Here is a 20,846-nt window from a genome sequence, read left to right as displayed (position 1 = left end):
GTGGTGGTTTTTTTTTCAACCTCGCGGGGGGTCCGGGCGCCCCCCCCCCCCCCCGGAGAGGGGCTTTCGTAGAGCGCGGTTCCCCTCTCCGTCTCGGCTTTGCCGAGCCACCTCTCCCCACTTTCGTGGGGCGAGGAACCCAAGCTGGAATGAAGGCCGGCAACTTTGTTCTTGCTTTGTGCCGGCAGCTATGCTACTAATCTAGCTATGGTGCTGATTCGCGCCGACGACCCGCCGCCGAGGCGGGTTTTTTATTTCTCAGGCGCTTTGCCTGGGATCGTACCCACTTAAGCCGAAAACGCCACCAGGCCTTCGTCCTTGACCCGGCGGATGGTCAGCGCGGTTCGCACAGTGTCGACATTGGGTGCCGAGGCCAGTTCCTCGATGACGAAGGTCTGGAAGGTACCGAGGTCGCTTGCCACGCAATGCAGCAGGAAGTCGGACTCGCCCGACACCATCCAGGCATCGCGCACGATCGGCCAGCCGCGGGTGCGCTCGGCGAAGGTCTTGAGCTCGGCGTCGGCCTGATGATGCAGGCCGATCAGGCAGAAGGCGACGACGTCGAGGCCGAGCGCCGGCGCATTGAGCAGAGCGCGATAGCCGCGGATGACGCCGGCCTCCTCCAGCCGCCTGACGCGGCGCAGGCATGGCGGCGCCGAAATGCCGACGCGGCTCGACAGTTCGACATTGGTCATACGCCCGTCCTGCTGAAGCTCGCGCAGGATCTTCCAGTCGATGGCATCGAGATCGGCCTTGATCGGCATGGCAGCTTCCGTGGTCACGCGAAAGAATCTTTCGCGACTTTGTAGTTAAACGACTTTGCTGTCCATTCCATCCGGTGGATCGAGGATTTTCGCATCGTCTTGCCGCGGGTTGCTTGCCGCCACCGTCGCGCCAAAGCTTTCCGGGGACGAACGGCAACTTGCCTTGCTGGCATCGCAGGCAACACTTACATTACGCGCAACAATCGACGAGAGTTCATGCCGCAATCCACGGCTGCTCCCCGCAGAGGCTTTTCATGATCACCAAGCACGCGCCTGTTCTCATCATCGGCTCCGGCCCTGCCGGCTATACGGCGGCGATCTATGCCGCCCGCGCCATGCTCAAGCCGATGCTGGTCGCCGGCCTGCAGCAGGGCGGACAGCTGATGATCACCACCGACGTTGAAAATTATCCGGGCTTCGCCGACCCGATCCAGGGTCCATGGCTGATGAGCGAAATGCTCAAGCAGGCCGAGCATGTCGGCACCGACATCGTCAACGACATCATCACCGAGGTCGACCTGAACGTGCGGCCGTTCCGCGCCAAGGGCGATTCCGGCACGACCTATACCGCCGATGCGCTGATCATCGCCACCGGCGCGCAGGCGAAGTGGCTGGGCATCCCGAGCGAACACACCTTCATGGGGTTTGGCGTCTCGGCCTGCGCCACCTGCGACGGTTTCTTCTATCGCGGCAAGGATGTCGCGGTGATCGGCGGCGGCAATTCGGCGGTGGAGGAAGCGCTCTATCTTTCCAACCTGGCCAAGAGCGTCACCGTCATTCACCGGCGCAGCGATTTCCGCGCCGAGCGCATCCTGCGCGAGCGGCTGCTCCAGAAAGAAAATGTCCGCGTCATCTGGGACACGGTGGTCGATGAGATCACCGGCCGGCCCGGCAAGGCGCCGCTGCCGCCGTCGATCGAAGGGCTGAAGCTGCGCAATGTGGTGACCGGCCAGGAGATGCATCTGGTGGTCGACGGCGTGTTCGTGGCGATCGGCCATGCGCCGGCGGTCGAGCTGTTTGCCGGCAAGCTGAAGCAGAAGCCGAACGGTTATCTGTGGACGGCGCCGGATTCGACCCGCACCGACATGCCGGGCGTGTTCGCCGCCGGCGACGTGACCGACGATATCTACCGTCAGGCGGTGACGGCGGCCGGGCTCGGCTGCATGGCCGCGCTCGAGGCGGAAAAATATCTCGCCGGGATCGAGGTTCACCGCGAAGCGGCGGAGTGATTGTTGAACAAGCGGCTGAGAAAAGCCGCGCAAAAGCCTGATTTTTCATTCAGACGCCAAAAACAGGCGGACGCCAGAAAACAGGACGAGGGGAAATCATGGCGTTGGATTGGGACAAGCTACGCGTGTTTCACGCCGCAGCGGAAGCGGGGTCGTTCACCCATGCTGCGGAAACCCTGCATTTGTCGCAATCGGCGATCTCGCGGCAGGTCAGCGCTCTCGAGCATGACGTCGGCGTGCCGCTGTTCAACCGCCACGCCCGCGGCCTGGTGCTGACCGAGCAGGGTGAGATGCTGTTCCGCACGGCGCACGACGTGCTGATGAAGCTCGAAACCATCAAGTCGCGGCTGACCGAAACCAAGGACCGGCCCTCCGGCGTGCTCAGGGTGACGACCACGGTCGGCCTCGGCGCCGGCTGGCTGACCGAGCGCGTACAGGAGTTCATCGAGCTCTATCCCGAGATCAGCCTGCAGCTCATCCTGGCCAATGAGGAGCTCGACCTCACCATGCGCCAGGCCGACTGTGCCATCCGGCTGCGCCAGCCGCAGCAGCCCGACCTCATCCAGCGCCGCCTGTTCACCGTGCATTTCCATCTCTACGCGGCGCCCTCCTATGTGAACAAATACGGCAAGCCGAATTCCATCGCCGAGCTGAAGGCCCATCGCATCGTCACCTTCGGCGTGCCGGTGCCGGCGCATCTGTCGGAACTGAACTGGCTGGAGACGGTCGGCGATTTCGAAGGCGGGCAAAGGGTGCCGACGCTGCAGATCAACGACATATTGTCGATCAAGCGGGCGGTGCAGGGCGGTGCCGGCATCGCGATGCTGCCCGATTACGTGGTCAGCAAGGATTCCGGGCTGGTGCAGTTGCTGCCCGAGACCGAAGTGCCGTCCTTCGACACCTATTTCGCCTATCCCGACGCGATGAAGAACCAGGCGAAGCTGCATGTCTTTCGCGATTTCATCATCGCCAAGGCCCGAAGCTGGTCGTTCTAGGGTATGTCGATATTCAGGTGAGGCCGGCCTGCGAACGGCGGCTTCCTCCGCTTCCGGTACTCACGTACCCAAAAGTACGCTCCGTTCCGGTTCTCGGAACCCACCTTTCTCGGCTCGGCCTGACCTGAATCTCAACACACCCTGAGACGGCGCCGCTCCATTTCCCGAGTCATCCACGCCAAGGCGTCAGGCGGGGCAGCCAGCCGGGCACGGCGCGACGGTAGGCCTCGTATTCGGCGCCGTAGCGGCGGGCAAGCGTCGGCTCCTCATGCAACTTGACGAAGGAGATCATGGCGGCCGCGGCGATGACTAGATAGGCGGCCACCGTCCAGCTCGAAAACAGCAGCGCCTGGCCGAGGATGATCGACAGCACAGCGACATACATCGGGTTGCGGACGTGGCGGTAGATGCCGCCGACGACCAGCCTCTCGGTCGGCGCGACCGGGGCGGGCGTGCCCAAACCCTCCACGGCAAACCGGGCGAAGGCGTGCAGCAGTACGGCTGTGCCGGCGATAACCAGCAGCCAGCCGACCGGAACGAAACCGGGCAGGCTCGACCAGGGCAGGCGATAGCGATCGGTCAGCAGCCAAGGCAGCAGTCCGGCGACAACGCCGGGCGCCGCAACAAGGAACAGAGCGCTGCCGGCGATCGCCGAAACGGCCCGCATGGAGGTCTCCTTACCCAAAGCGCACCCTTGAACGGTCTCTTGCGACGCGCTCCAGGCTTTATTCTTGTGCATGTCGTTATCCCAAACCGCTGCACCCTCGGGTCAAGCCCGAGGGCGGGCTTTTGGGCGACATGCACCAGCACGGTCAGGCTGCCGCAAAAATAAACGCGTGCTGCCCGATTCCACGTCATCCTGCGTTTTTCGCTCTTCCGAGCAAGAATCGCTGCTGTTTCGCGGCTACGGATCGATTTTTGCCTTGCCGCACGCCGCATTTCGGCGATTCAACTGGTCCTATTGCGCTTCGGGACGGATTAGACCACAGCCGGCGCCTTTTTGCATGTGTGTGTTGCAAAATAGATGCTTGTTTCTTGGGCATGAAGAGCAGATATATAGATCATCTCCTGAGCGCGTTCTCCTCCCATTAGCGCTCTCGAGTGTTCCCCTCTGGAGGTTAGCCTTAACAGGCACTTCCAATCAAACTCAGCCGGGTCTTCATTGATCCGGCTTTTTTGTTGCCTGAAATCAAGCCGCATCGACGGAAAATTGGCCGGAACTGGCGCGTAACAGTGACATGTAACCTCGGGTAACATGCCGCAGGCGCGCCAAATCGACTAAGCAGAGCATAGGACGCGGTGTGGCTCGTCCGGGGGATGGGGGCATCACTCGGACGACCCGGGCTCAGGCGGCTACCGCGTCCGAACCTTCCTCCGCCAAGCACCGGCGGCAAGCATGCGGCGGACCTGCCGTTTCGCCTCCCACGAAGACGGTCCGCAATGAAACGGCGCCCCCATGATCCGGGCGCCGTTTCCTTGTACCCTGGCGGCCAGCTGCTGTTTCAGGCGGCCTTGCCGTTGGCGTTCAGCGCTTCGTCGGCCAACCGGCCGGTGAGTTCGGCCATGTGGTCGAAGACGGCCCGGTAGCTGGCGACACCCGCCGTGGCCGAGCGCAGCTCGATGATGAGGTCGCCGATCTCGGCTTGCGGCATGGTCGCCTCGACGACGTCCCATCCGGGCCAACCGGGCCGCGCGTCGTAGCCGAGGATCTGGCCGCGCCGCTGCGGGATCAGCGCGATGATCTTCGACGTCGCGTCGGACGGCGTGACGATCTCGACCTTCATCACCGGCTCAAGCAATACCGGCGAGCACGCGGCCATGCCTTCCTTCATCGCCAGCTTCGCCGCCATCTGGAAGGCCATGTCGGAGGAATCGACCGCATGGTAGGAGCCGTCGGAAAGGTTGACGGCAACATCGACGACCGGGAAGCCGAGCGGGCCGGATTTCAGGTAATCGCGCACGCCGGTCTCGACCGACTGGATGTAGGTCTTCGGCACGACGCCGCCGGTGATCGTATCGGTGAACTGGAAGCCTGAACCGCGCGGCAGCGGTTTGATCTCGATCACCACGTCGCCGAACTGGCCGTGGCCACCCGATTGTTTCTTGTGGCGGCCGCGCTGCTGCGTCGCTTTGCGGATCGTCTCGCGGTAGGGCACGGCCGGCACATGGCCTTCGACCGGGATCTGGTTCTTGCCTTCCAGCCGCTCGCGCACGACGCGCAGATGCATCTCGCCATGCCCGGACAGCACGGTTTCGGCGGAATCCTGGTTGTGATGCAGGTTGAGCGAGGGATCTTCCTCGGCCAGGCGCTGGATGGCCGCCGACATCTTCACCTCGTCCTTGCGCTCTTTCGGCCGCAGCGCGAAGGCGAAGACCGGTTGCGGCGGTGCCAGCGTGGCCAGCGGCTTGATGCCGCCCTTGGTCGAGCTCAGCGTCTGGCCCGTCCTGACGGCGTCCAGCTTGCCGAGCGCGACCGTGTCGCCGGCCTTGGCCGAACTCAGCTTGAACTGGTCCTTGCCGAGCATCTTGTAGATGCCGGAGACCTTTGCCGTTTCGCCGCTGGAAAGGAACAGCTCGGCGGCATCGGCGACCTGGCCGGACAGGATGCGCGATACCGACAGCTTGCCGCCATGCGGGGTGTGGATGGTCTTCATCACCTGGACTGCGGTGGCATCGCCATCGGAAGCGCCGAGGCGCTTGCGTGTCGCCTCTATATTGGGTGCGTCGTGACGGATCGCCTTCAACAGGCGCAGCACGCCATTGCCCTTCTCGGCGGTGCCGATCAGCACCGGCGTCACCGTGCCGTCGCGCAGGTCGGCGGCGAGATCGTCGAAGATCGCATCCTTCGGCGGTTCGATCTCGTCCAGCAATTGCTCCATCAGCTGGTCGTCATGGTCGGCGAGCGTCTCCAGCATGGAAAAGCGCGCCTCGAGCTCGCGCGCCTTGTCGTCGCTCGGGATCTGGGCGACCTCGCTCTCGGCATATTCGCGATAGATGTAGGCCCGCTCCAAAGCGAGGTCGATCGAGCCGATAACGACGCCGTCCTTGCGCAGCGGGATCTGGCGCAGCAGCAGAGGCACCGAGCTCGCCGGCTGCAGCATCTTCAGCGTGTCGCGCACTCCGGATATCGCCTTGTCGACCTTGTTCAGGAACAGGATGCGCGGCACGCCGAGATCGTCGAGCTTGCGGATGATCAGCTGCAGGGCAGGGATCTTCTTCTCGTCGGCTTCGGCGACGACCACGGCGACATCGCAGGCGGCCAGCACCGGCTCGGCTTCGAAGGAGAATTCGATGGAGCCGGGGCAATCGACGAAGGTGAACGGCTCGCCCATGAATTCGGTGGTGGCGAAGGTCGCCTCGACGCTCATGGCATGAGCGCGCGCCTCGGGCGAATGATCGGAAACGGTATTTCCCGACGAAACGGGATTCTGGCGGGGAATGGCGCCTGTACGGGCAAGTATGGCTTCGAGAAGTGTCGTCTTACCGCTTGCGAAGGGACCGACTATGGCAATGCATTTCGGTCCCGTGCGTCGTCCTCCGGCGCGAGTACCCATGGCTGACCTCCACTCAGGCGTTTCCCTGTGAGCGGCGGCCGGCCTGTCGGCCGTCGCGGGCGAGGCTTTTTTCAATTTGCCACCTACCCAAGCGGCATCGTCCCACGGGCAGGCCGGGAGGGCAAGGGATTTGAGGTTGAAGTTCGGGGGCCGGGTTCAGCCGGTGCCGGCTTGGCGCGACGCCAGCGGAGTTCCGTCCACGCGCTGCGCCACGACCGCCTCGGCAAAGCGCGCGAGCAACGGATTGAACAGGTCCGCACGCTCCCAGAAAGGCGCATGCCCGGCACCGGAAATAATGTGGCACTGCTCCCACAACGAGCCGCAGGCGAGCGTTTCAAAATAGCCGAGCCGGACGAACGGGTCGTTCTCGCCATTGACGATGGCGACCGGAAACGCGGCTTGCTCGACCACCTGTCTCTGGTCGGCGCCCTTGCCGGTGAGCATGCCGCGCGTCACCGCGGCGCGCAGCCGGCCGTCGGTGCGCAGGATGGTTTTGCGGAACGACGGGTCGGCGGTGTCGCCGAAGCAGAGCGTTTCGAAGCGCTCGGCATCGCGTTCGGAATACGTCTTCTTGGAGGCCAGCAGCATATCCCAATGAGCATGGAAGCCGCGCAGCATGCCGAAAGGGCCCTTCGATACCGGCGGTGCGCCGGTCAGCATCAGTCCGCCGACCGCCGGGTGGAGACTCGCGAGCTCGATCGCCACGTGTCCGCCGAGCGACCAGCCGAAGACGACGGCGCGGTCGATCCCCAAGCCATCGAGAAGCTGAGCCGCCGATTGGGCAAGACCGGCGATGGTGTAGTCCGTCGCCGGATCGCGGGCGTCCGACGATTCTCCGTGACCGGGCAGGTCGAAGGCAATCAACCGATGGGCAGCGGCCAAGGGGCTGTCGAACTGACGGGCGAATACGGCGCGCGAACTGCCCGACCCATGGATCAGGACAAGCGGGACGCCGGGTCCCGACGACTGGCTGAGGCGCAAATCCGCTTGCGGTGTGCGGATCGTGCGATGGGAAACGGCCATAGCGTGTTGGACCTTCGAATTGTCTCAACGTCAACATTGCATGCCGAGGTCACCATGTTGTTTAGAGTGGTGGTTAAGAAATGATTTCTCGGCTTCTGCCGGGTATGATGCAGCGAATCCACCACAGCTAACCCCGGGACCCTGATGATGGAATCCACTCTCGACCTTCTCGTCTCGATCAGCAGCATCGCCACGCTCGGCCAATATGCCTGGTCCATGCGCGCGCATTTCCAGTCGCCGACCATGTCTCCAGGCGCCATGGTCATTTCGGCTGTCGTCGTCGGCACGGCGCTGTTCTTTCTTGCGCTCCTGTGGATCGAGCGGCAGCCGGGGACGGCGAAGATCGGCGGGCTCGCCATCGAGCTGGCAAGCTCGGCGCTGTTCTGGTGGGCGATCTCGGTCTCCCGCAAGGCGCGGCTGCGTTTCGCATTCGACCCCGAAACTCCCGACAGCCTGGTGACCGAAGGCCCGTATTTCCACGTCCGCCATCCGTTCTACACGTCCTACATCATCTTCTGGATAGGGTGGGGTATCGCGACCTGGTCGGTCTGGGCGGTGGTGCCGGTCGCCGGCATCGTTGCGATCTACGCGATCGCAGCATTGGACGAAGAGCGAAAATTTTCGCGGACAAGGCTGGCCGGTGCCTACAACGCCTACCGCGGACGCACCGGCCTGTTTTGGCCGCGCCTTGTCCGCGGCCGGCAGGGCATGCAGCCGGCATCGGACGAAAGTGGTAGGGTCTAGACAGAAGGAACGGCCGTTGCCGGACCGCCCACCACATTAGAACTAGAGCGAGGATTTGCGACGATGAAGATCATTGCCTGCGGCAGCGTGCCGACGATCATTGCGCCGGACAAATACTTCACCGGCCGGGTGTTGCAGACGCCGATCATCGAGAAGGAAGCGCCGGCGCGGCTCAGGGCCACCACGGTCAGCTTCGAGCCCGGCGCCCGCACCCACTGGCACACGCATCCGCTCGGCCAGACGCTCTATGTCACGTCCGGCGCCGGCCTCGCGCAAAGCTGGGGCGGGCCGATACAGGAGATCCGGGCCGGCGACGTCGTCTCCTTCGCGGCCGGCGAAAAGCACTGGCACGGCGCCGCGCCCAAATCGGCGATGACGCATATCGCCATGCAGGAAGCGCTCGAGGGTGTGCATGTCGACTGGCTGGAGAAGGTGAACGACGAGCAGTATGGCGGCTGAAAGGTTCTGGGCTGAAAAACCCGGCTTGCGCCGGGTTTTTCTTTGGCAGCAATATGCCCGATCAGATCAGCGAGGCGGTGAAACGCTGGATGCGCGTGCAGGCCTCTTCGAGCAATGCCTCCGACGTGGCGTAGGAGATGCGGAAGTTCGGGCCGAGGCCAAAGGCCGAGCCGAAAACAACCGCCACGCCCTCGGCATCGAGCAGTTCCGAGCAGAAGGTTTCGTCGCCGTCGATCACCTTGCCGCTCTTGGTCTTCCTGCCGATCAGCTGGGCACAGGAGGGATAGACGTAGAACGCACCCTCCGGCGACGGGCAGGTGATGCCGCGCGCCTGGTTGAGCATCGAGACGACGAGATCGCGCCGGCCCTGGAAGATCGCCTTGTTCTTCGGGATGAAATCCTGCGGCCCGTTCAGCGCTTCGACCGCCGCCCATTGGGCGATGGTGCAGGCGCCGGAGGTCTGCTGGCCCTGGATCATGTCCATCGCCTTGATCAGCGGCACCGGGCCTGCCGCATAGCCGATGCGCCAGCCAGTCATGGCATAGGCCTTCGACACCCCGTTCATAGTCAGCGTGCGCTCATAGAGTTTCGGCTCGACCTCGGCGATGGTCTTGAAGACGAAGTCGCCATAGATCAGATGCTCGTACATGTCGTCGGTCAGCACCCAGACATGGGGATGTCTCAACAGCACGTCGGCCAGGCCCTTGAGCTCCGCTTCGGCATAGGCGGCGCCCGACGGATTGGACGGCGAGTTCATCAACAGCCATTTGGTGCGCGGCGTGATCGCCTTCTCCAGCGCCGCCGGGGTCAGCTTGAAGCCGTTGTCGATGGAGGTGTCGGCAAAGGCCGACGTGCCGCCGCAGATCGCCACCATTTCGGGATAACTCACCCAATAGGGCCGCGGGATGATCACCTCGTCGCCGGGGTTCAGCGTCGCCATGAAGGCGTTGAACAGGATCTGCTTGCCGCCGGTGCCGACGATGGTCTGCTCCGGCCGGTAGTCGAGATTATTCTCGCGCTTGAACTTTTTCGCGATCGCCTCGCGCAGCGACACGATGCCGGATACCGGCGGATATTTCGTCTCACCGCGGCGGATGGCCTCGATTGCGGCGTTCTTGATATTGTCGGGCGTGTCGAAGTCCGGTTCGCCGGCGCCCAGCCCGATCACGTCCCGGCCGGCGTTTTTCAGCTCGCGCGCTTTCTGCGTCACCGCGATGGTCGCGGAAGGCTTCACGCGGGACAGGGCGTCGGCAAGAAAGGCCATGACAGGTATCTCCAGAAAGGACCGGCGCGGCGAAGGCGCCGCGGCGCCTCTCATGTCGTATCATCTTGTCAAGCGCAAGCCCGGGCGCAAGCATTGTCGGATGAGCCAGCCCGCAAATCCCGGCAACAATAAATTCATCAACAGCCGGTAAAAGTTTGAATGGCAGGGATCGCAACCCGGTCCGCCAAGTCTCGCATAGCGAGGAACCGTGACGCGCAGCATCGGGCTCGCCCATATCATCCGCCACAATGACGGCACCGCCAGCGGTGTCTGGGCCGCCTATACGCTGCAAAGCGCTTTCCAGCCGATCTTCGCCTTCAACAAGGGCAAGCTTTCCGTCGTCGCCTTCGAGGGGCTGATCCGGCCGTTCCGCGACGGCGAGCCGCAGCCGCCGATGAGTTTCTTCAACAGCTGTCCCGCTGTCGACCGCCTGCACATCGAGGCGCTGACAAGGACGCTGCACCTTCTGAACGCCGGCGCCTGCCTGCCGCGAGACGCCTCGATCTTCATCAATTTCGATCCGTCGGTGTTCACCGATCGCAGCATTGCCGATAAGGCGCTGCGCGACATGCGGCTGGTGTTGCACGAGGCGGACATCGATCCGCGCCGCGTCGTCTGCGAGGTCACCGAGCAGAAATCGGCATCGCAGGAAACGCTCTACAATTTCGTCGAGGCGCTCAGGGGCAATGGTTTGCGCATTGCCGTCGACGATTACGGCGCCGACGAGTCCGACATCAATCGCATCAAGGAGCTCAGGCCAGACATCGTCAAGTTCGACGCCGACTGGATCATGACACTGATGGAGTCCGGTGCCGGCTTCGCTTTGCTGACCGCCATGGTGACAAGCTTCGAAGAACAAGGCATCCGAACGGTATTCGAGGGCATCGAGACGGGCTGGCAGCTAGAGCTCGCCGAAAAGTCGGGCGCCTCGATGGTGCAGGGCTACGTGCTGGCGCGCCCTGAGCTTGCGCCGACCAGCTTTCACGTCTTCGACAAGAGCGGGCAGGCGGCCGCGGAGTCGCCGGACATGGAGAAGGTGCCTGCGGCCGTTCCGCCGCGGCGACGGATGCGGGCCTTCGGCCGCAGGGTGGCATCGTGACCGGGCAAGCCGACATGCGGCGCAAGGTCGGCGAGGCGATCTTTGCCGACGAGGTCGGCATCGAATACGGCGTCTACGGCACATTCCGGCTGAGGAGCGCCTACCAGCCGGTCTTCGCGCCGCGCGGCAGGTTTCTCGCCGCCGTCGCGGTGGAGGGACTGATCGAGCCGCATCGTGCCGGCAGGCCGGTGGCGCCGCAAATGTTCTTCGAAGGCGTGCCGGCAGCGGATCGCCTGTTTGTCGAAACCATGTGCCGGGTGCTGCATTTGCGCAATTTCCGCAACATCGGCCTCGACGGGCTCGACCTGTTCTTCAACTACAATCCGCTGATCAATGATGATCCCGCACGGGCACTGGCCGAAATCAGGCTGATGACCAGGCATCTGGCGGATTTCGGCCTGCATCCCGGCATGTTGGTTTGCGAGATCACCGAGCAGGCGGCCGGCGACAAGCTGCTTGTCAGGCTGGCGCGTGAGATGCGGCGCGACGGCATCCGCATCGCCATCGACGATTTCGGCACCGGGCATTCGACGGAAGAAAGGGTCGCCCTCGTGCAGCCCGACATCGTCAAGATCGACGGCACCTGGTTCGCCGAATTCTGCCGCCATGCCGCCGCCGAACGGTTCTTCCGGCCGCTGGTTTCGGCGCTGCACGACCGCGGCACCAAGGTGCTGGTCGAAGGAATCGAGAATGCCACTCGTTTGCGCGTCGCGCTGGATGGCGGCGTCGACCTTTTGCAGGGTTATCATCTGGCGCGGCCGGCGCTGGCCGGCATGGTCTTCGATGAAGAACCGCTGCCTATCGACAGGCTGCTTGGCATGGACAACAACGTCGTGCCTTTATTCGGCTAGCATGGTGCCGGCCCAAATCAAGTCACGATACCGGATCGCAGACGACCGAAATGAGAGAGAAACGTATGTCTGACGAGGATGATCTTCAATTGTTGCAGGCTAAGCAGGCTCTCCAGAGAGGTGATATGCAGGCGGCAACATCGATTCTCTTAGATGCAATGAAGTATGAGGGTAAGAAAGCAGCGGCAGCGTACTCACTGGGTATAGCCTACGATATGGACAGCGCCTTTCAAAACACAGACTTGGCTGTGGAGTATTATTCGATAGCGGAGAGTCTAGGTAGTGACATCGCAACATATAGAATTGCAGGGGTACAACAGAGATCTGGCAATTTTGTCGAAGCGATAGAAAGATTTAAGAGAATTTCGGACAGCAACCCGTCGGCGGCGTATTGGTGTTATAGGTTGATAAAGGACGTTAACCCGTCCGATCCGCAGGTCGAAATATTTCGAGACAAAGGAGCATCTCAGGGGCACGTCCTTGCAAAAAGGGACATCCTAATAGAAGGATTGAAGGGCAAGAAGGGGATAAGACGAATGTTTACCTCTGCGTTTGGTATTGTTAAATTATTCCATGAAATTAAAACGGCAGCCGCAGAGAAAAATGAGATATTGTACCAATAGACTTTTAGATAATTCCTTTCGGGCCATGCCGATATCCCGGTGATGCCGGCAATCTCGACACATCCCGATGCATCAGCGGCGCTGATCGATACGCCAAAACAAATCACTGGATGAAGCCGCCGTTGTCGCGATAAAGCCGGTCGGCTCATCGAGCCTCGACGCTGTCGTCGCAGGAGCAAAGGGAGCGCCAATGATACTCTACGGAATGATCGACAGCGGCAATTGCTACAAGCCGCGCCTCTTGATGGCCAAGCTCGGCATCCCTTTCACCAACGTCGAGGTCAGCTCGCATACTGGCGACACGCGCAAGCCCGACTATGTCGCCAAGAACCCGAACGCCATGGTGCCGCTGCTCGAACTCGACGATGGCCGGCGGCTTGCCGAATCCAACGCCATCCTGCTCTATCTCGCCGAAGGCACGCGGTTCCTGCCGGCGGACAGATATGAACGCGCGCTGACCTATCAGTGGCTTTTCTTCGAGCAATACAGCCACGAGCCTTATATCGCCGTTCGCAGGGCGCTGCTGACCTTTCCCGAACGGGCCAGGGATGCGACGCCGGAGCGGCTGGCGCTGACGCTGGAGCGCGGCAACAAGGCGCTTGGCGTCATGGACAAGCGCCTGGCCGAGAGCCGATTCTTCGCCGGCGAGGCGCTCAGCGTCGCCGACATCGCGCTCTATGCCTATACGCATGCGGCCGAGATGGGCGGCTTTCAGCTCGACGCTTATCCGGCGGTCGCCGCCTGGCTGAAACGGGTCGAGGCCGATCCGGGGCACGTGCCGCTGGAGTGGGTGGGTTGAGTGCAACTCGCCGACCTTGCTGAGCAACGTTGGCGGTTAGCGAAATCTTCGGCGAAAGCGTCCTTCTCCCCGTCACTATACGGGGAGAAGATGGCGGCAGCCAGATGAGGGGCGGCGCCAGCCCTTTGTCGTAATGTCGTGCTTGGCAGTGCGATTAGTAGGTCTGATGCGTCGCGCTGCCCCTCATCGCCCTGCCGGGCACTTCTCCCGGTATAGTGACGGGGAGAAGGACGCCGTGTTGCCGGTTTCGCCAATTGTCGGCGTCTGAAATCCAGACAGCAAAAAGGCGGGACAAAATCCCGCCTTCCCATGCTTGGTAGCCTGATCGGGAGCGCTTTGGCCGGGCCGGCAGCAATCTGCTGCTTCGGCTTGTCGGGGTCTTTCGCTCCGGCGCGCTTCTCGCGCGACCGCCAGTACATCCGTGACTTGCCGCACGCCCCGGGCTATCGCCCGGCGCGCGCCATTCGCAAAATCAGGCTGCCTTGCTCAGAGATCCAGCGGACGATTTGCCAGTGCGGCGGTCCTGCTCGATCTCGAAGTTGATCTTCTGGCCTTCAACCAGGGTCGACAGTCCAGCGCGCTCGACTGCAGAGATGTGGACGAAAACGTCCGCGCCGCCGCTGTCAGGCTGAATGAAGCCGAAACCCTTGGTGGAATTAAACCACTTGACCGTACCTGTTGCCATTTCGATAGTCCTTTACGTTTGCTTTGGTTTGACTGGGCCGAAACCCAGCCGATTTGTATCGAGATTTTGGAGATAGAACGTCAGCAAACGCGAATATCGCGAGGCCCGGATCGATCGGCCGAAATATCAATGGACCGCATATAATATGCTTTCGCGCAAAAAACAAGACGGGGCGGAAAATGGCGCCGCGGCAACGCTGCCCAACGGCCGCCCCAATCGCGTGAGAGCGTCGTTGTTGCGCGCCTGACGCGGCAGGATCGCGCCGGCTTCGGGCGCGGCCGGGTTTGGGGAGAGGGCCATGAAAATCGTTCTGCTTGCCGCTTGCCTGACGCTGGTGGCCGCCGAGGCGCAGGCGGTCTCGCTACGACCCGACCCGCATGAGCTGCGGCAAGGTGCAGGCGACGATCGCGCGCGAGGGCGCGGTCATCCTGCGCTACAGATCGGCGCGCGTGCCGGGGCTGGCGCTCTACGACCGCTACGTGCGGAGCCAGCAATTCTGCGATATGGGCGAGGTTAGGGCGCGGGCTTCGGTGCCGAGCGCCGATACGAATTCCTGCACCGTCTACAAATGCAAGCGTGTGGAGATCGACCGACGCTTCCGCCGGCGCCTGCTTCCGGATTAGGTCTTCGAGATGATGCGCCGGGGTGTGTTGAGATTCAGGTCAGGCCGAGCTGAAAATGGTGGATTCCGAGAACCGGAGCGGAGCGTACTTTGGGTACGTGAGCACCGGAAGCGCAGGAAGCCGCCATTTGCAGGCCGGCATCACCTCAATATAAAAATACATAGAACCCGAACGACCCCTGCGCCGCCGGCGGCGGGCCGACGCGTACGCCTTCCATTGCCAGCATCTTTTCCTTGGTGGCCGAGCCGCCGGGGGCGGAAAAGCCGCCGATCTTGCCGCCGGCGGCAAGGATGCGGTGGCAAGGGATGACCAGCGGCACCGGGTTGGCGCCGAGCGCGGCGCCCGTCTCACGCGCGAGCCCGGCATGGCCGGCGCGTTTGGCCAGTTCGCCATAGGTGGTGGTTTCGCCGAAGGCGAGTTTTCGCGCGGCATCATAGATCGCCAGGCGGAACTCGTCGACGCCGCTGAGATCGACCGGCACGCCGGAGAAATTGACGTCCTCGCCGGCGGCGTAGGCCTTGATCGACGCGATCAGCTCGGTAACCCATTGCGGTTCGGGCTGCGCAGGCTGCTCGGCGGCAGCATGGCGCAACAGCCGGCGCTCCACCGCGTCGCGGCTGCGCTGCGGCAGGCAGAGCCGGGTCAGCCCGGCTTCGCTCCAGGCGATGCCCATGAAGCCGAGCACGGTTTCGAAGACCGCGTGGCCGATGGGGGCATGAGGGGCGTGCATGGCGTGCTCCTTTCCGAAAAATCGAAGTACAAATCCAGAACAATATCGCATTTCCCGGCCCGGCTCGCCACCCGAAAACCACCGGGTACCGCGGATTGCCCGGGGAAAGATGCTGGTGTAAGGACTTCTTAACACCCGACGAACCGGACCCGAGCGCCGCTTGCCAGCAAAATTCCTCTTTCCCGTCCTTGCGGCGGTGTTGGCTCTGACCGCTCTCAGCGGCTGCACCTCGACTTCGCCGTCGACCCCGGCGTCCGCCTTCACTGAAAATAACACCACTGCCGATGCCGGTTTCACGCTGGCGCTGCCCGACACGGTTTCGGTCCTGCCGGAACCATCCGGCGTCGCCCAGGCGGCTGCACTGCCGGTCGAGCCGGCCGCCGCCTTTGCCGGGCCGACGCCGCTGGCGGCTTCTGCGCCCAGCGTCATGACGGCCAACGCCCAGCCAGCCGCCGTGACGGCCGCTGTCGCCATGCCGGTCACCGAACAGACCGCTGCCATGCCCGGCGTTCAGCCGGTTTCTTATACTGTGCCGCAGAACCCGGCCGCCCTGGCCGCGACCGACCCGGCAGAGGGGCAGTCGAACGCCGGCGGCCGCAGCGAGATCGAGCGGCTGATCGAGAAATATTCCGCGCTCTACCAGGTGCCGGTCGATCTGGTGCGCAGTGTCGTCAACCGCGAGAGCACCTTCAACCCGAAAGCCTACAATCACGGCCATTGGGGGCTAATGCAGATCAAGCACGCAACGGCGCGCGGCATGGGCTATGACGGGCCGGCGAGCGGCCTGTTCGACGCCGAGACCAACCTGAAATATGCGGTGAAATATCTGCGCGGCGCCTGGCTGGTCAGCGGCGGCAATCCCAAGCGCGCCGACCGGCTCTACCAGAGCGGCTATTATTACGACGCCAAGCGCAGGGGTATGCTGGGCGAAACCGGCCTTGACAGCGACCGCTTGCGTCGCCGCATGCAGCCCGATGCCTGAGCCGCGTCCGCCGGCGCCAAACGAAATAAGACTGCGCAAGGTCCTCGACGACACGCTTCTGGCGCCGCGCTGGCCGGAAGGGTTTTTCATGCGCGGCTTCGAAGCCGCCGATGCACTCGCTTTGCATACGCTGTTGACCGCGGTGTTCGACGACGGCGCCGATGGGCCGTTCGACCAATGGTGGCCGCGCGTTTCGGGCGACGCCGAATTCGACCCCGGTTTGTGTTTCCTGGTCATCGACCGCAAAGGCCGTCTGGCGGGTGCGGCGCTCTGCTGGACGCGGGCTTTCGTCAAGGACCTTGCCGTCCACCCCGAGGCGCGCGACAAGGGCATAGCCGAAGCGCTGATGCGCCACGCCTTTGCGGTGTTTCGTGCGAGGGGTGCTGCGCATGTCGATCTCAAGACCAATACGGTCGAGAACGCCGCCGCGGTCAGGCTCTATCAGCGGCTGGGAATGGTCGAGGTGGATTGGGCGGGGTGAGCATAGGTTTGCCTCAGCGAAGCTGATCGCCATTTGGCGAAGTCGGCGCTGCCCCTCATCCGGCTGCCGCCACCTTCTCCCCGTATAGTGACGGGTAGAAGGGGCTGGCCGCAACGCCGGCACGCCCTCTGCCACGCCGGAGATTGGCGAAACCGTCGGCGAAGGCACCTTTCTCCCCGTCACTATACGGGGAGAAATGCCCGGCAGGGCAATGAGGGGCGGCGCCAGCGCCCGGAATGGGCAAGAGTGAGCGGCAACGGCGCAGCAAAAAATGTCGGAACCGTCTTTGGCGATGCGTCCTTGGGAGGCAAGGCGCCTCCCGCCACGCGCCGCCCCGGCAGATGGAGATGACGATGATCAGCTTTCCCAATGAATCCCAGGAATATCGCGCCGCCCGCGACGAGCTGCTGCAGAAGGAAATCGAACTGCGCCGCGCCATGGAGGATGTCGCCGTCGCCCGCCGCGCGCTGCCGCCCGGCGGGCTGGTGCCGCAGAATTATGTCTTCGACGGGCTTGGCGCCGACGGCAAGCCGGCCCGTATAAAACTGTCGGAGCTGTTTGCGCCCGGCAAGGACACGCTGATCGTCTATTCGATGATGTTTCCGCGCCATCCGCAGGAGACGCGCGACGTGGCGACCAGCGGCGGCACGGCGAAGCTGCCGAGACAGGACCAGCCGTGCCCATCCTGCACGGCGCTGCTCGACCAGTTCGACGGCGCCATTGGGCATCTCGAGGCTGCCGGCTACAATTTCGCTGTCGTGGCCAAGACCGCGCTGGAAAACCTGCTGACGCTTGGCCGTGACCGCGGCTGGACCAACATGCGGCTGGTTTCCTCGGCCGGCAACAGCTTCAAGCGCGACTACCAGGCCGAGGCCAAGGACGGCGCGCAGCTTCCGGTGCTTTCGGTGTTCCACCGCGACGGCGACGGCATCCGCCACTTCTGGAGCTCCGAACTCGGCTTCGCGCCGCCCGAACCCGGTCAGGACCCGCGCGCCATCGGCACCTGCGAGATCCTGTGGAACCTGATGGATTTCACGCCCGAGGGCAGGGCGCAGAGCTGGCAGGAGCAGCTGCAGTATGGGGAAGGGTGCTGCCACTGAGCTTGGCAAGGATATCTCCTATTGGCGTATCGGGAATCGAAATCCTCCCGATACCAAGGGCCTTATGTGATTTGACGTTGCCGCGCCGTGACCTACTCTCGAATGCCGAACCGAGGAGACGAGCGATGCAGTCACCTTTCAACGGGGTTCGGGGCGTCACGCTGACGGCGGCGGTGATGCTTGCCGCCGCAACCGCGGCCTATGCCCATCACGGCTGGTCGTGGACCCAGGACGGGTTTTTCGAACTCCGGGGCAAGATCACGGCCATCTATATCGGCAACCCGCACGCCACGCTGGACGTCGACGCGAAGGGAGAGGCCTGGCGGGTGGAGATGGCACCGCCGTCCCGCACGATCGCCGCCGGCTTCACCGAGGACGTTGCCAAGGTCGGCGACGAGGTGACCGCGATCGGCAACCGCTCGCAAGACGAGAGCGAAAAGCGCATGAAGGCAGTTCGTGTCGTCGTCGGCGGCAAGACCTATGATGTCTATCCCGACCGCGTGCCGCCGGCCTGAATGGACGGGTTCCTCGCCGGCATCGAGCAAGTCGCTTTCGTGCGGGGGCTGAAGTCATCCTTCCTCGCCTACCCCATCGTCAATGCGCTGCACATCATGTCGATCGGCGCGCTGCTGACCAGCGTCTGGCTCATGGATCTCAAGATCCTGGGCGCCTTCAGCGCGCTGCCGCAGCCGGCGTTCGTCGCGCTGCTGCGCTGCATCGCATTGGGCGCGTTCGCCGGTGCGCTCGTCACGGGGTCGCTGCTCTTTTCAGTCAGGGCGAGGGAGTATGCGGCGATGCCGATCTTCCTCGCCAAGATGACGCTCATCCTGCTTGCCGGCGCCAACTTCCTTGCCTTCATGCGCCGCGCAAGAGGCGGTGACGAGCCGGCTGGCGGGACCGTGACCGTGCTGGCTGTGCTTTCGATGATTCTCTGGACGTCCGTGCTTTTCGCCGGACGGTTTATTGGGTTTCTCTGACTAGACCGAGCTGGCGCTGCCTTACACGTCTGCCGGCTTCCCTTGTATACAGACAGGGATCGCACGGGAGGGAGAGACAGGCGACAATTTCCGCTTGTCTTTCAAGTAGACTCGTCCTCAAATCCCGCCGGGGATAGGGAGGGCGAGTCATTGAATAAATTACCAAAGAAATTCGTCGAACGAATTGCGTCGAATCTAAAGAAATATCAACGGATTACCCTGGCTCAGCAAAAGTCTGATGTCGCGGAAGCCGACACGGTTACCTTGATCAAGGACATCCTGGCCGACGTGTTTGGCTATGATAAATATGATGAGCTTACGTCAGAGCATCAGATTAAGGCCACATATTGCGACCTCGCGATAAAGATCGGTGGAAAGCTGAGATTGCTTGTCGAGGTCAAATCAGCGGGTAGCGGGCTCGCGGATAATCACCTGAGACAAGTTATCGACTACGGCGCTCATCAAGGTATCCACTGGGTGATCCTGACGAATGCGGTCGAATGGCGGCTGGTTCGGATCTACGTTGCAAATCAGATTAGCCACGAGGAAGTGTGCCGCATCGGCTTCGCCGACATGAATCCAAAGAATGAGGACCATTTGCAGTGTCTTTTCCTGTTTGCCAAGGAAGGGCTGACAATCGATGCGATGGATGCCTTTCATCAACAGGCCCAGCTATTCAACAAGTTTACGGTGTCGGCGATCATCCGGTCGGAGCCGGTGATTTCTGTAGTGCGCAGGGAAATCCGAAGACTCTTTCCCGACATCAAGGTCGGCAACGAAAACCTGTCGCAGTTGGTCGAAAATGAAGTGATCAAGCGGGACACAATCGAAGGCGACAAGGCGAAAGAGGCGGTCGCCAGAATGCGAAAGGCTGTGAATAAGCTTGAAAGGGCCAAGGCCAAGGCAGCGAAGGTAGACATCGCTGAGGTTGCGAACTGACATAAGCCCCCTTGAAGCAGGCCGTCACCTTCGAACTCGACCAACAGCGCTCGACCAGATCTTGCGATCGATCTAGTCGTAGCCGTAACCGTGGATGTCACTATGAGCGATCTGCATAGGTTTACGCGTGTAGAGTTTAATCGTTTTAAAGCCTTTGAGAAATTTACGTTACATCTCAGGAACTTTAATATCCTTGTCGGACCTAATAATGCCGGAAAGTCAACTATCTTAGCCGCGTTTAGGATATTGGCCTCTGCACTGCGAAAGGCCTCCTCAAGAAAATCGGAAGTTGTAAGCGGCCCGCAGGGGTCTGTTTATGGATACATTGTCGATCTTGGCGCGATATCGATCGCAGAAGAGAATATATTCTATAACTATGACGACAGCCAGCCAGCCTCAATTCGGTTTAATTTATCTAACAAAAATGAGCTATTGTTGTTTTTCCCAGAGGCCGGGTCGTGCCACTTAATAGCAATAAACAATAATGGGAAGACGCCTCACTCTCCAAAAGAATTTATGAAGCATTTTAATTGCCCAATTGGGTTTGTCCCCATATTGGGTCCAGTTGACCATAACGAAGTACTTTATGAAAAGGAAGCTGCACGGTTAGCGCTTTTTAACTACAGGTCCGCTAGGAATTTCAGAAATATTTGGTATCACTATCCTGACAAGTTCGAAGAGTTTCGCGAAGTCCTGAGCCGAACTTGGCCCGGCATGGATATTGAAAAGCCAATAGTCGACTACTCCCACAAAAACGCCAGGCTATATATGTTCTGCCCGGAATCAAGGATTCCGAGAGAGATTTTTTGGGCAGGTTTTGGCTTTCAAGTATGGTGCCAAATGTTGACGCATTTGATACAGTCGAGCAACAATTCTCTATTTCTTATTGATGAGCCTGATATCTATCTGCAGTCAGAATTATAAC

At 61.9% G+C, this 20,846-nt stretch carries 22 protein-coding genes and 1 pseudogene; 16 read left to right on the top strand and 7 right to left on the bottom strand.

The window, feature by feature from the left end:
• Positions 1-287: 287 nt before the first annotated feature.
• Entirely contained in the window at positions 288-764 is a 477-nt protein-coding gene (locus NKJ08_RS09285; RefSeq protein WP_352506729.1) for an Lrp/AsnC family transcriptional regulator, read from the bottom strand.
• 254 nt (positions 765-1,018) lie between these two features.
• On the opposite strand from NKJ08_RS09285, the gene trxB reads away from it, so the two are divergent.
• Together trxB and NKJ08_RS09275 are read left to right on the top strand one after the other, a co-directional pair.
• Complete coding sequence (gene trxB, locus NKJ08_RS09280; protein WP_352523274.1) at positions 1,019-1,993, top strand: thioredoxin-disulfide reductase; 975 nt, start codon at positions 1,019-1,021, stop codon at positions 1,991-1,993.
• A gap of 98 nt (positions 1,994-2,091) precedes the next feature.
• Positions 2,092-2,988 carry a LysR family transcriptional regulator gene (locus tag NKJ08_RS09275; RefSeq protein WP_352523275.1) on the top strand — a complete coding sequence of 299 codons (897 nt, stop codon included), beginning with the start codon at positions 2,092-2,094 and terminating at the stop codon, positions 2,986-2,988.
• Between the two features lie 169 nt (positions 2,989-3,157).
• Here the strand turns inward: NKJ08_RS09275 and NKJ08_RS09270 are convergent, their stop codons facing one another.
• The 3 genes from NKJ08_RS09270 to NKJ08_RS09260 all read right to left on the bottom strand — a co-directional run bounded on the left by NKJ08_RS09270 (position 3,158) and on the right by NKJ08_RS09260 (position 7,565).
• Positions 3,158-3,655 (bottom strand): methyltransferase family protein, encoded by a 498-nt coding sequence (locus NKJ08_RS09270; protein ID WP_352523276.1) that lies wholly within the window; start codon positions 3,653-3,655, stop codon positions 3,158-3,160.
• An 835-nt stretch (positions 3,656-4,490) separates the two neighbouring features.
• Positions 4,491-6,542: an elongation factor G gene (locus NKJ08_RS09265; protein ID WP_352523278.1), complete on the bottom strand. Its 2,052-nt coding sequence runs from the start codon at positions 6,540-6,542 to the stop codon at positions 4,491-4,493.
• A 156-nt stretch (positions 6,543-6,698) separates the two neighbouring features.
• Complete coding sequence (locus NKJ08_RS09260) at positions 6,699-7,565, bottom strand: alpha/beta fold hydrolase (protein WP_352776692.1); 867 nt, start codon at positions 7,563-7,565, stop codon at positions 6,699-6,701.
• Between the two features lie 144 nt (positions 7,566-7,709).
• On the opposite strand from NKJ08_RS09260, the gene NKJ08_RS09255 reads away from it, so the two are divergent.
• Positions 7,710-8,309 (top strand): methyltransferase family protein, encoded by a 600-nt coding sequence (locus tag NKJ08_RS09255; protein ID WP_352523281.1) that lies wholly within the window; start codon positions 7,710-7,712, stop codon positions 8,307-8,309.
• Positions 8,310-8,372: 63 nt separating this feature from the next.
• Entirely contained in the window at positions 8,373-8,768 is a 396-nt protein-coding gene (locus tag NKJ08_RS09250; RefSeq protein ID WP_352523282.1) for a (R)-mandelonitrile lyase, read from the top strand.
• A 61-nt stretch (positions 8,769-8,829) separates the two neighbouring features.
• Here the strand turns inward: NKJ08_RS09250 and NKJ08_RS09245 are convergent, their stop codons facing one another.
• Positions 8,830-10,032, bottom strand: coding sequence for a pyridoxal phosphate-dependent aminotransferase (locus NKJ08_RS09245; protein ID WP_352523283.1), 1,203 nt, complete (start codon positions 10,030-10,032; stop codon positions 8,830-8,832).
• Positions 10,033-10,240: 208 nt separating this feature from the next.
• Here NKJ08_RS09245 and NKJ08_RS09240 point away from each other — a divergent pair, with 208 nt between their 5' ends.
• The 4 genes from NKJ08_RS09240 (at position 10,241) to NKJ08_RS09225 (ending at position 13,404) form a co-directional block, all read left to right on the top strand.
• On the top strand, positions 10,241-11,131 hold the full coding sequence (locus NKJ08_RS09240; RefSeq protein ID WP_352523284.1) for an EAL domain-containing protein: 891 nt from the start codon (positions 10,241-10,243) through the stop codon (positions 11,129-11,131).
• Positions 11,128-11,982, top strand: coding sequence for an EAL domain-containing protein (locus NKJ08_RS09235; RefSeq protein WP_352523285.1), 855 nt, complete (start codon positions 11,128-11,130; stop codon positions 11,980-11,982). The genes NKJ08_RS09240 and NKJ08_RS09235 overlap by 4 nt, the downstream gene beginning before the upstream one ends.
• Positions 11,983-12,047: 65 nt before the next feature.
• Positions 12,048-12,605: a tetratricopeptide repeat protein gene (locus tag NKJ08_RS09230; protein WP_352776694.1), complete on the top strand. Its 558-nt coding sequence runs from the start codon at positions 12,048-12,050 to the stop codon at positions 12,603-12,605.
• A 190-nt stretch (positions 12,606-12,795) separates the two neighbouring features.
• Complete coding sequence (locus tag NKJ08_RS09225) at positions 12,796-13,404, top strand: glutathione S-transferase family protein (RefSeq protein ID WP_352523287.1); 609 nt, start codon at positions 12,796-12,798, stop codon at positions 13,402-13,404.
• Positions 13,405-13,876: 472 nt separating this feature from the next.
• Here NKJ08_RS09225 and NKJ08_RS09220 read toward each other — a convergent pair whose 3' ends face one another.
• Positions 13,877-14,089 (bottom strand): cold-shock protein, encoded by a 213-nt coding sequence (locus NKJ08_RS09220; RefSeq protein ID WP_023678332.1) that lies wholly within the window; start codon positions 14,087-14,089, stop codon positions 13,877-13,879.
• Between the two features lie 298 nt (positions 14,090-14,387).
• On the opposite strand from NKJ08_RS09220, the pseudogene NKJ08_RS09215 reads away from it, so the two are divergent.
• A pseudogene (locus NKJ08_RS09215) lies at positions 14,388-14,712 on the top strand (hypothetical protein).
• Between the two features lie 145 nt (positions 14,713-14,857).
• Here NKJ08_RS09215 and NKJ08_RS09210 read toward each other — a convergent pair.
• Positions 14,858-15,442, bottom strand: coding sequence for a methylated-DNA--[protein]-cysteine S-methyltransferase (locus NKJ08_RS09210; RefSeq protein WP_352781670.1), 585 nt, complete (start codon positions 15,440-15,442; stop codon positions 14,858-14,860).
• 160 nt (positions 15,443-15,602) lie between these two features.
• Here NKJ08_RS09210 and NKJ08_RS09205 point away from each other — a divergent pair, with 160 nt between their 5' ends.
• From NKJ08_RS09205 to NKJ08_RS09175, 7 genes are all read left to right on the top strand, one after another.
• Positions 15,603-16,424, top strand: coding sequence for a transglycosylase SLT domain-containing protein (locus tag NKJ08_RS09205; RefSeq protein WP_352523292.1), 822 nt, complete (start codon positions 15,603-15,605; stop codon positions 16,422-16,424).
• On the top strand, positions 16,417-16,905 hold the full coding sequence (locus tag NKJ08_RS09200; RefSeq protein ID WP_352523293.1) for a GNAT family N-acetyltransferase: 489 nt from the start codon (positions 16,417-16,419) through the stop codon (positions 16,903-16,905). The genes NKJ08_RS09205 and NKJ08_RS09200 overlap by 8 nt, the downstream gene beginning before the upstream one ends.
• 353 nt (positions 16,906-17,258) lie before the next feature.
• A complete protein-coding gene (locus tag NKJ08_RS09195) occupies positions 17,259-18,005 on the top strand; it encodes a DUF899 family protein (protein ID WP_352523295.1) in 747 nt (248 codons plus the stop codon).
• A 125-nt stretch (positions 18,006-18,130) separates the two neighbouring features.
• Positions 18,131-18,520, top strand: coding sequence for a DUF6152 family protein (locus NKJ08_RS09190; RefSeq protein ID WP_352523296.1), 390 nt, complete (start codon positions 18,131-18,133; stop codon positions 18,518-18,520).
• Entirely contained in the window at positions 18,521-18,982 is a 462-nt protein-coding gene (locus tag NKJ08_RS09185; protein ID WP_352523298.1) for a hypothetical protein, read from the top strand. It begins immediately after the preceding gene.
• A 150-nt stretch (positions 18,983-19,132) separates the two neighbouring features.
• Positions 19,133-19,921, top strand: coding sequence for a hypothetical protein (locus tag NKJ08_RS09180; RefSeq protein WP_352523299.1), 789 nt, complete (start codon positions 19,133-19,135; stop codon positions 19,919-19,921).
• A 102-nt stretch (positions 19,922-20,023) separates the two neighbouring features.
• The gene (locus NKJ08_RS09175; RefSeq protein WP_352781669.1) at positions 20,024-20,845 is read left to right on the top strand and encodes an AAA family ATPase; all 822 of its coding nucleotides are present in this window, start codon (positions 20,024-20,026) and stop codon (positions 20,843-20,845) included.
• The last annotated feature ends 1 nt before the right edge of the window (position 20,846 follow it).

The organism is Mesorhizobium sp. M0244, from assembly GCF_040321795.1.
GTDB lineage: Bacteria > Pseudomonadota > Alphaproteobacteria > Rhizobiales > Rhizobiaceae > Mesorhizobium.
This window is presented reverse-complemented; position numbering and strand designations above follow the sequence as displayed.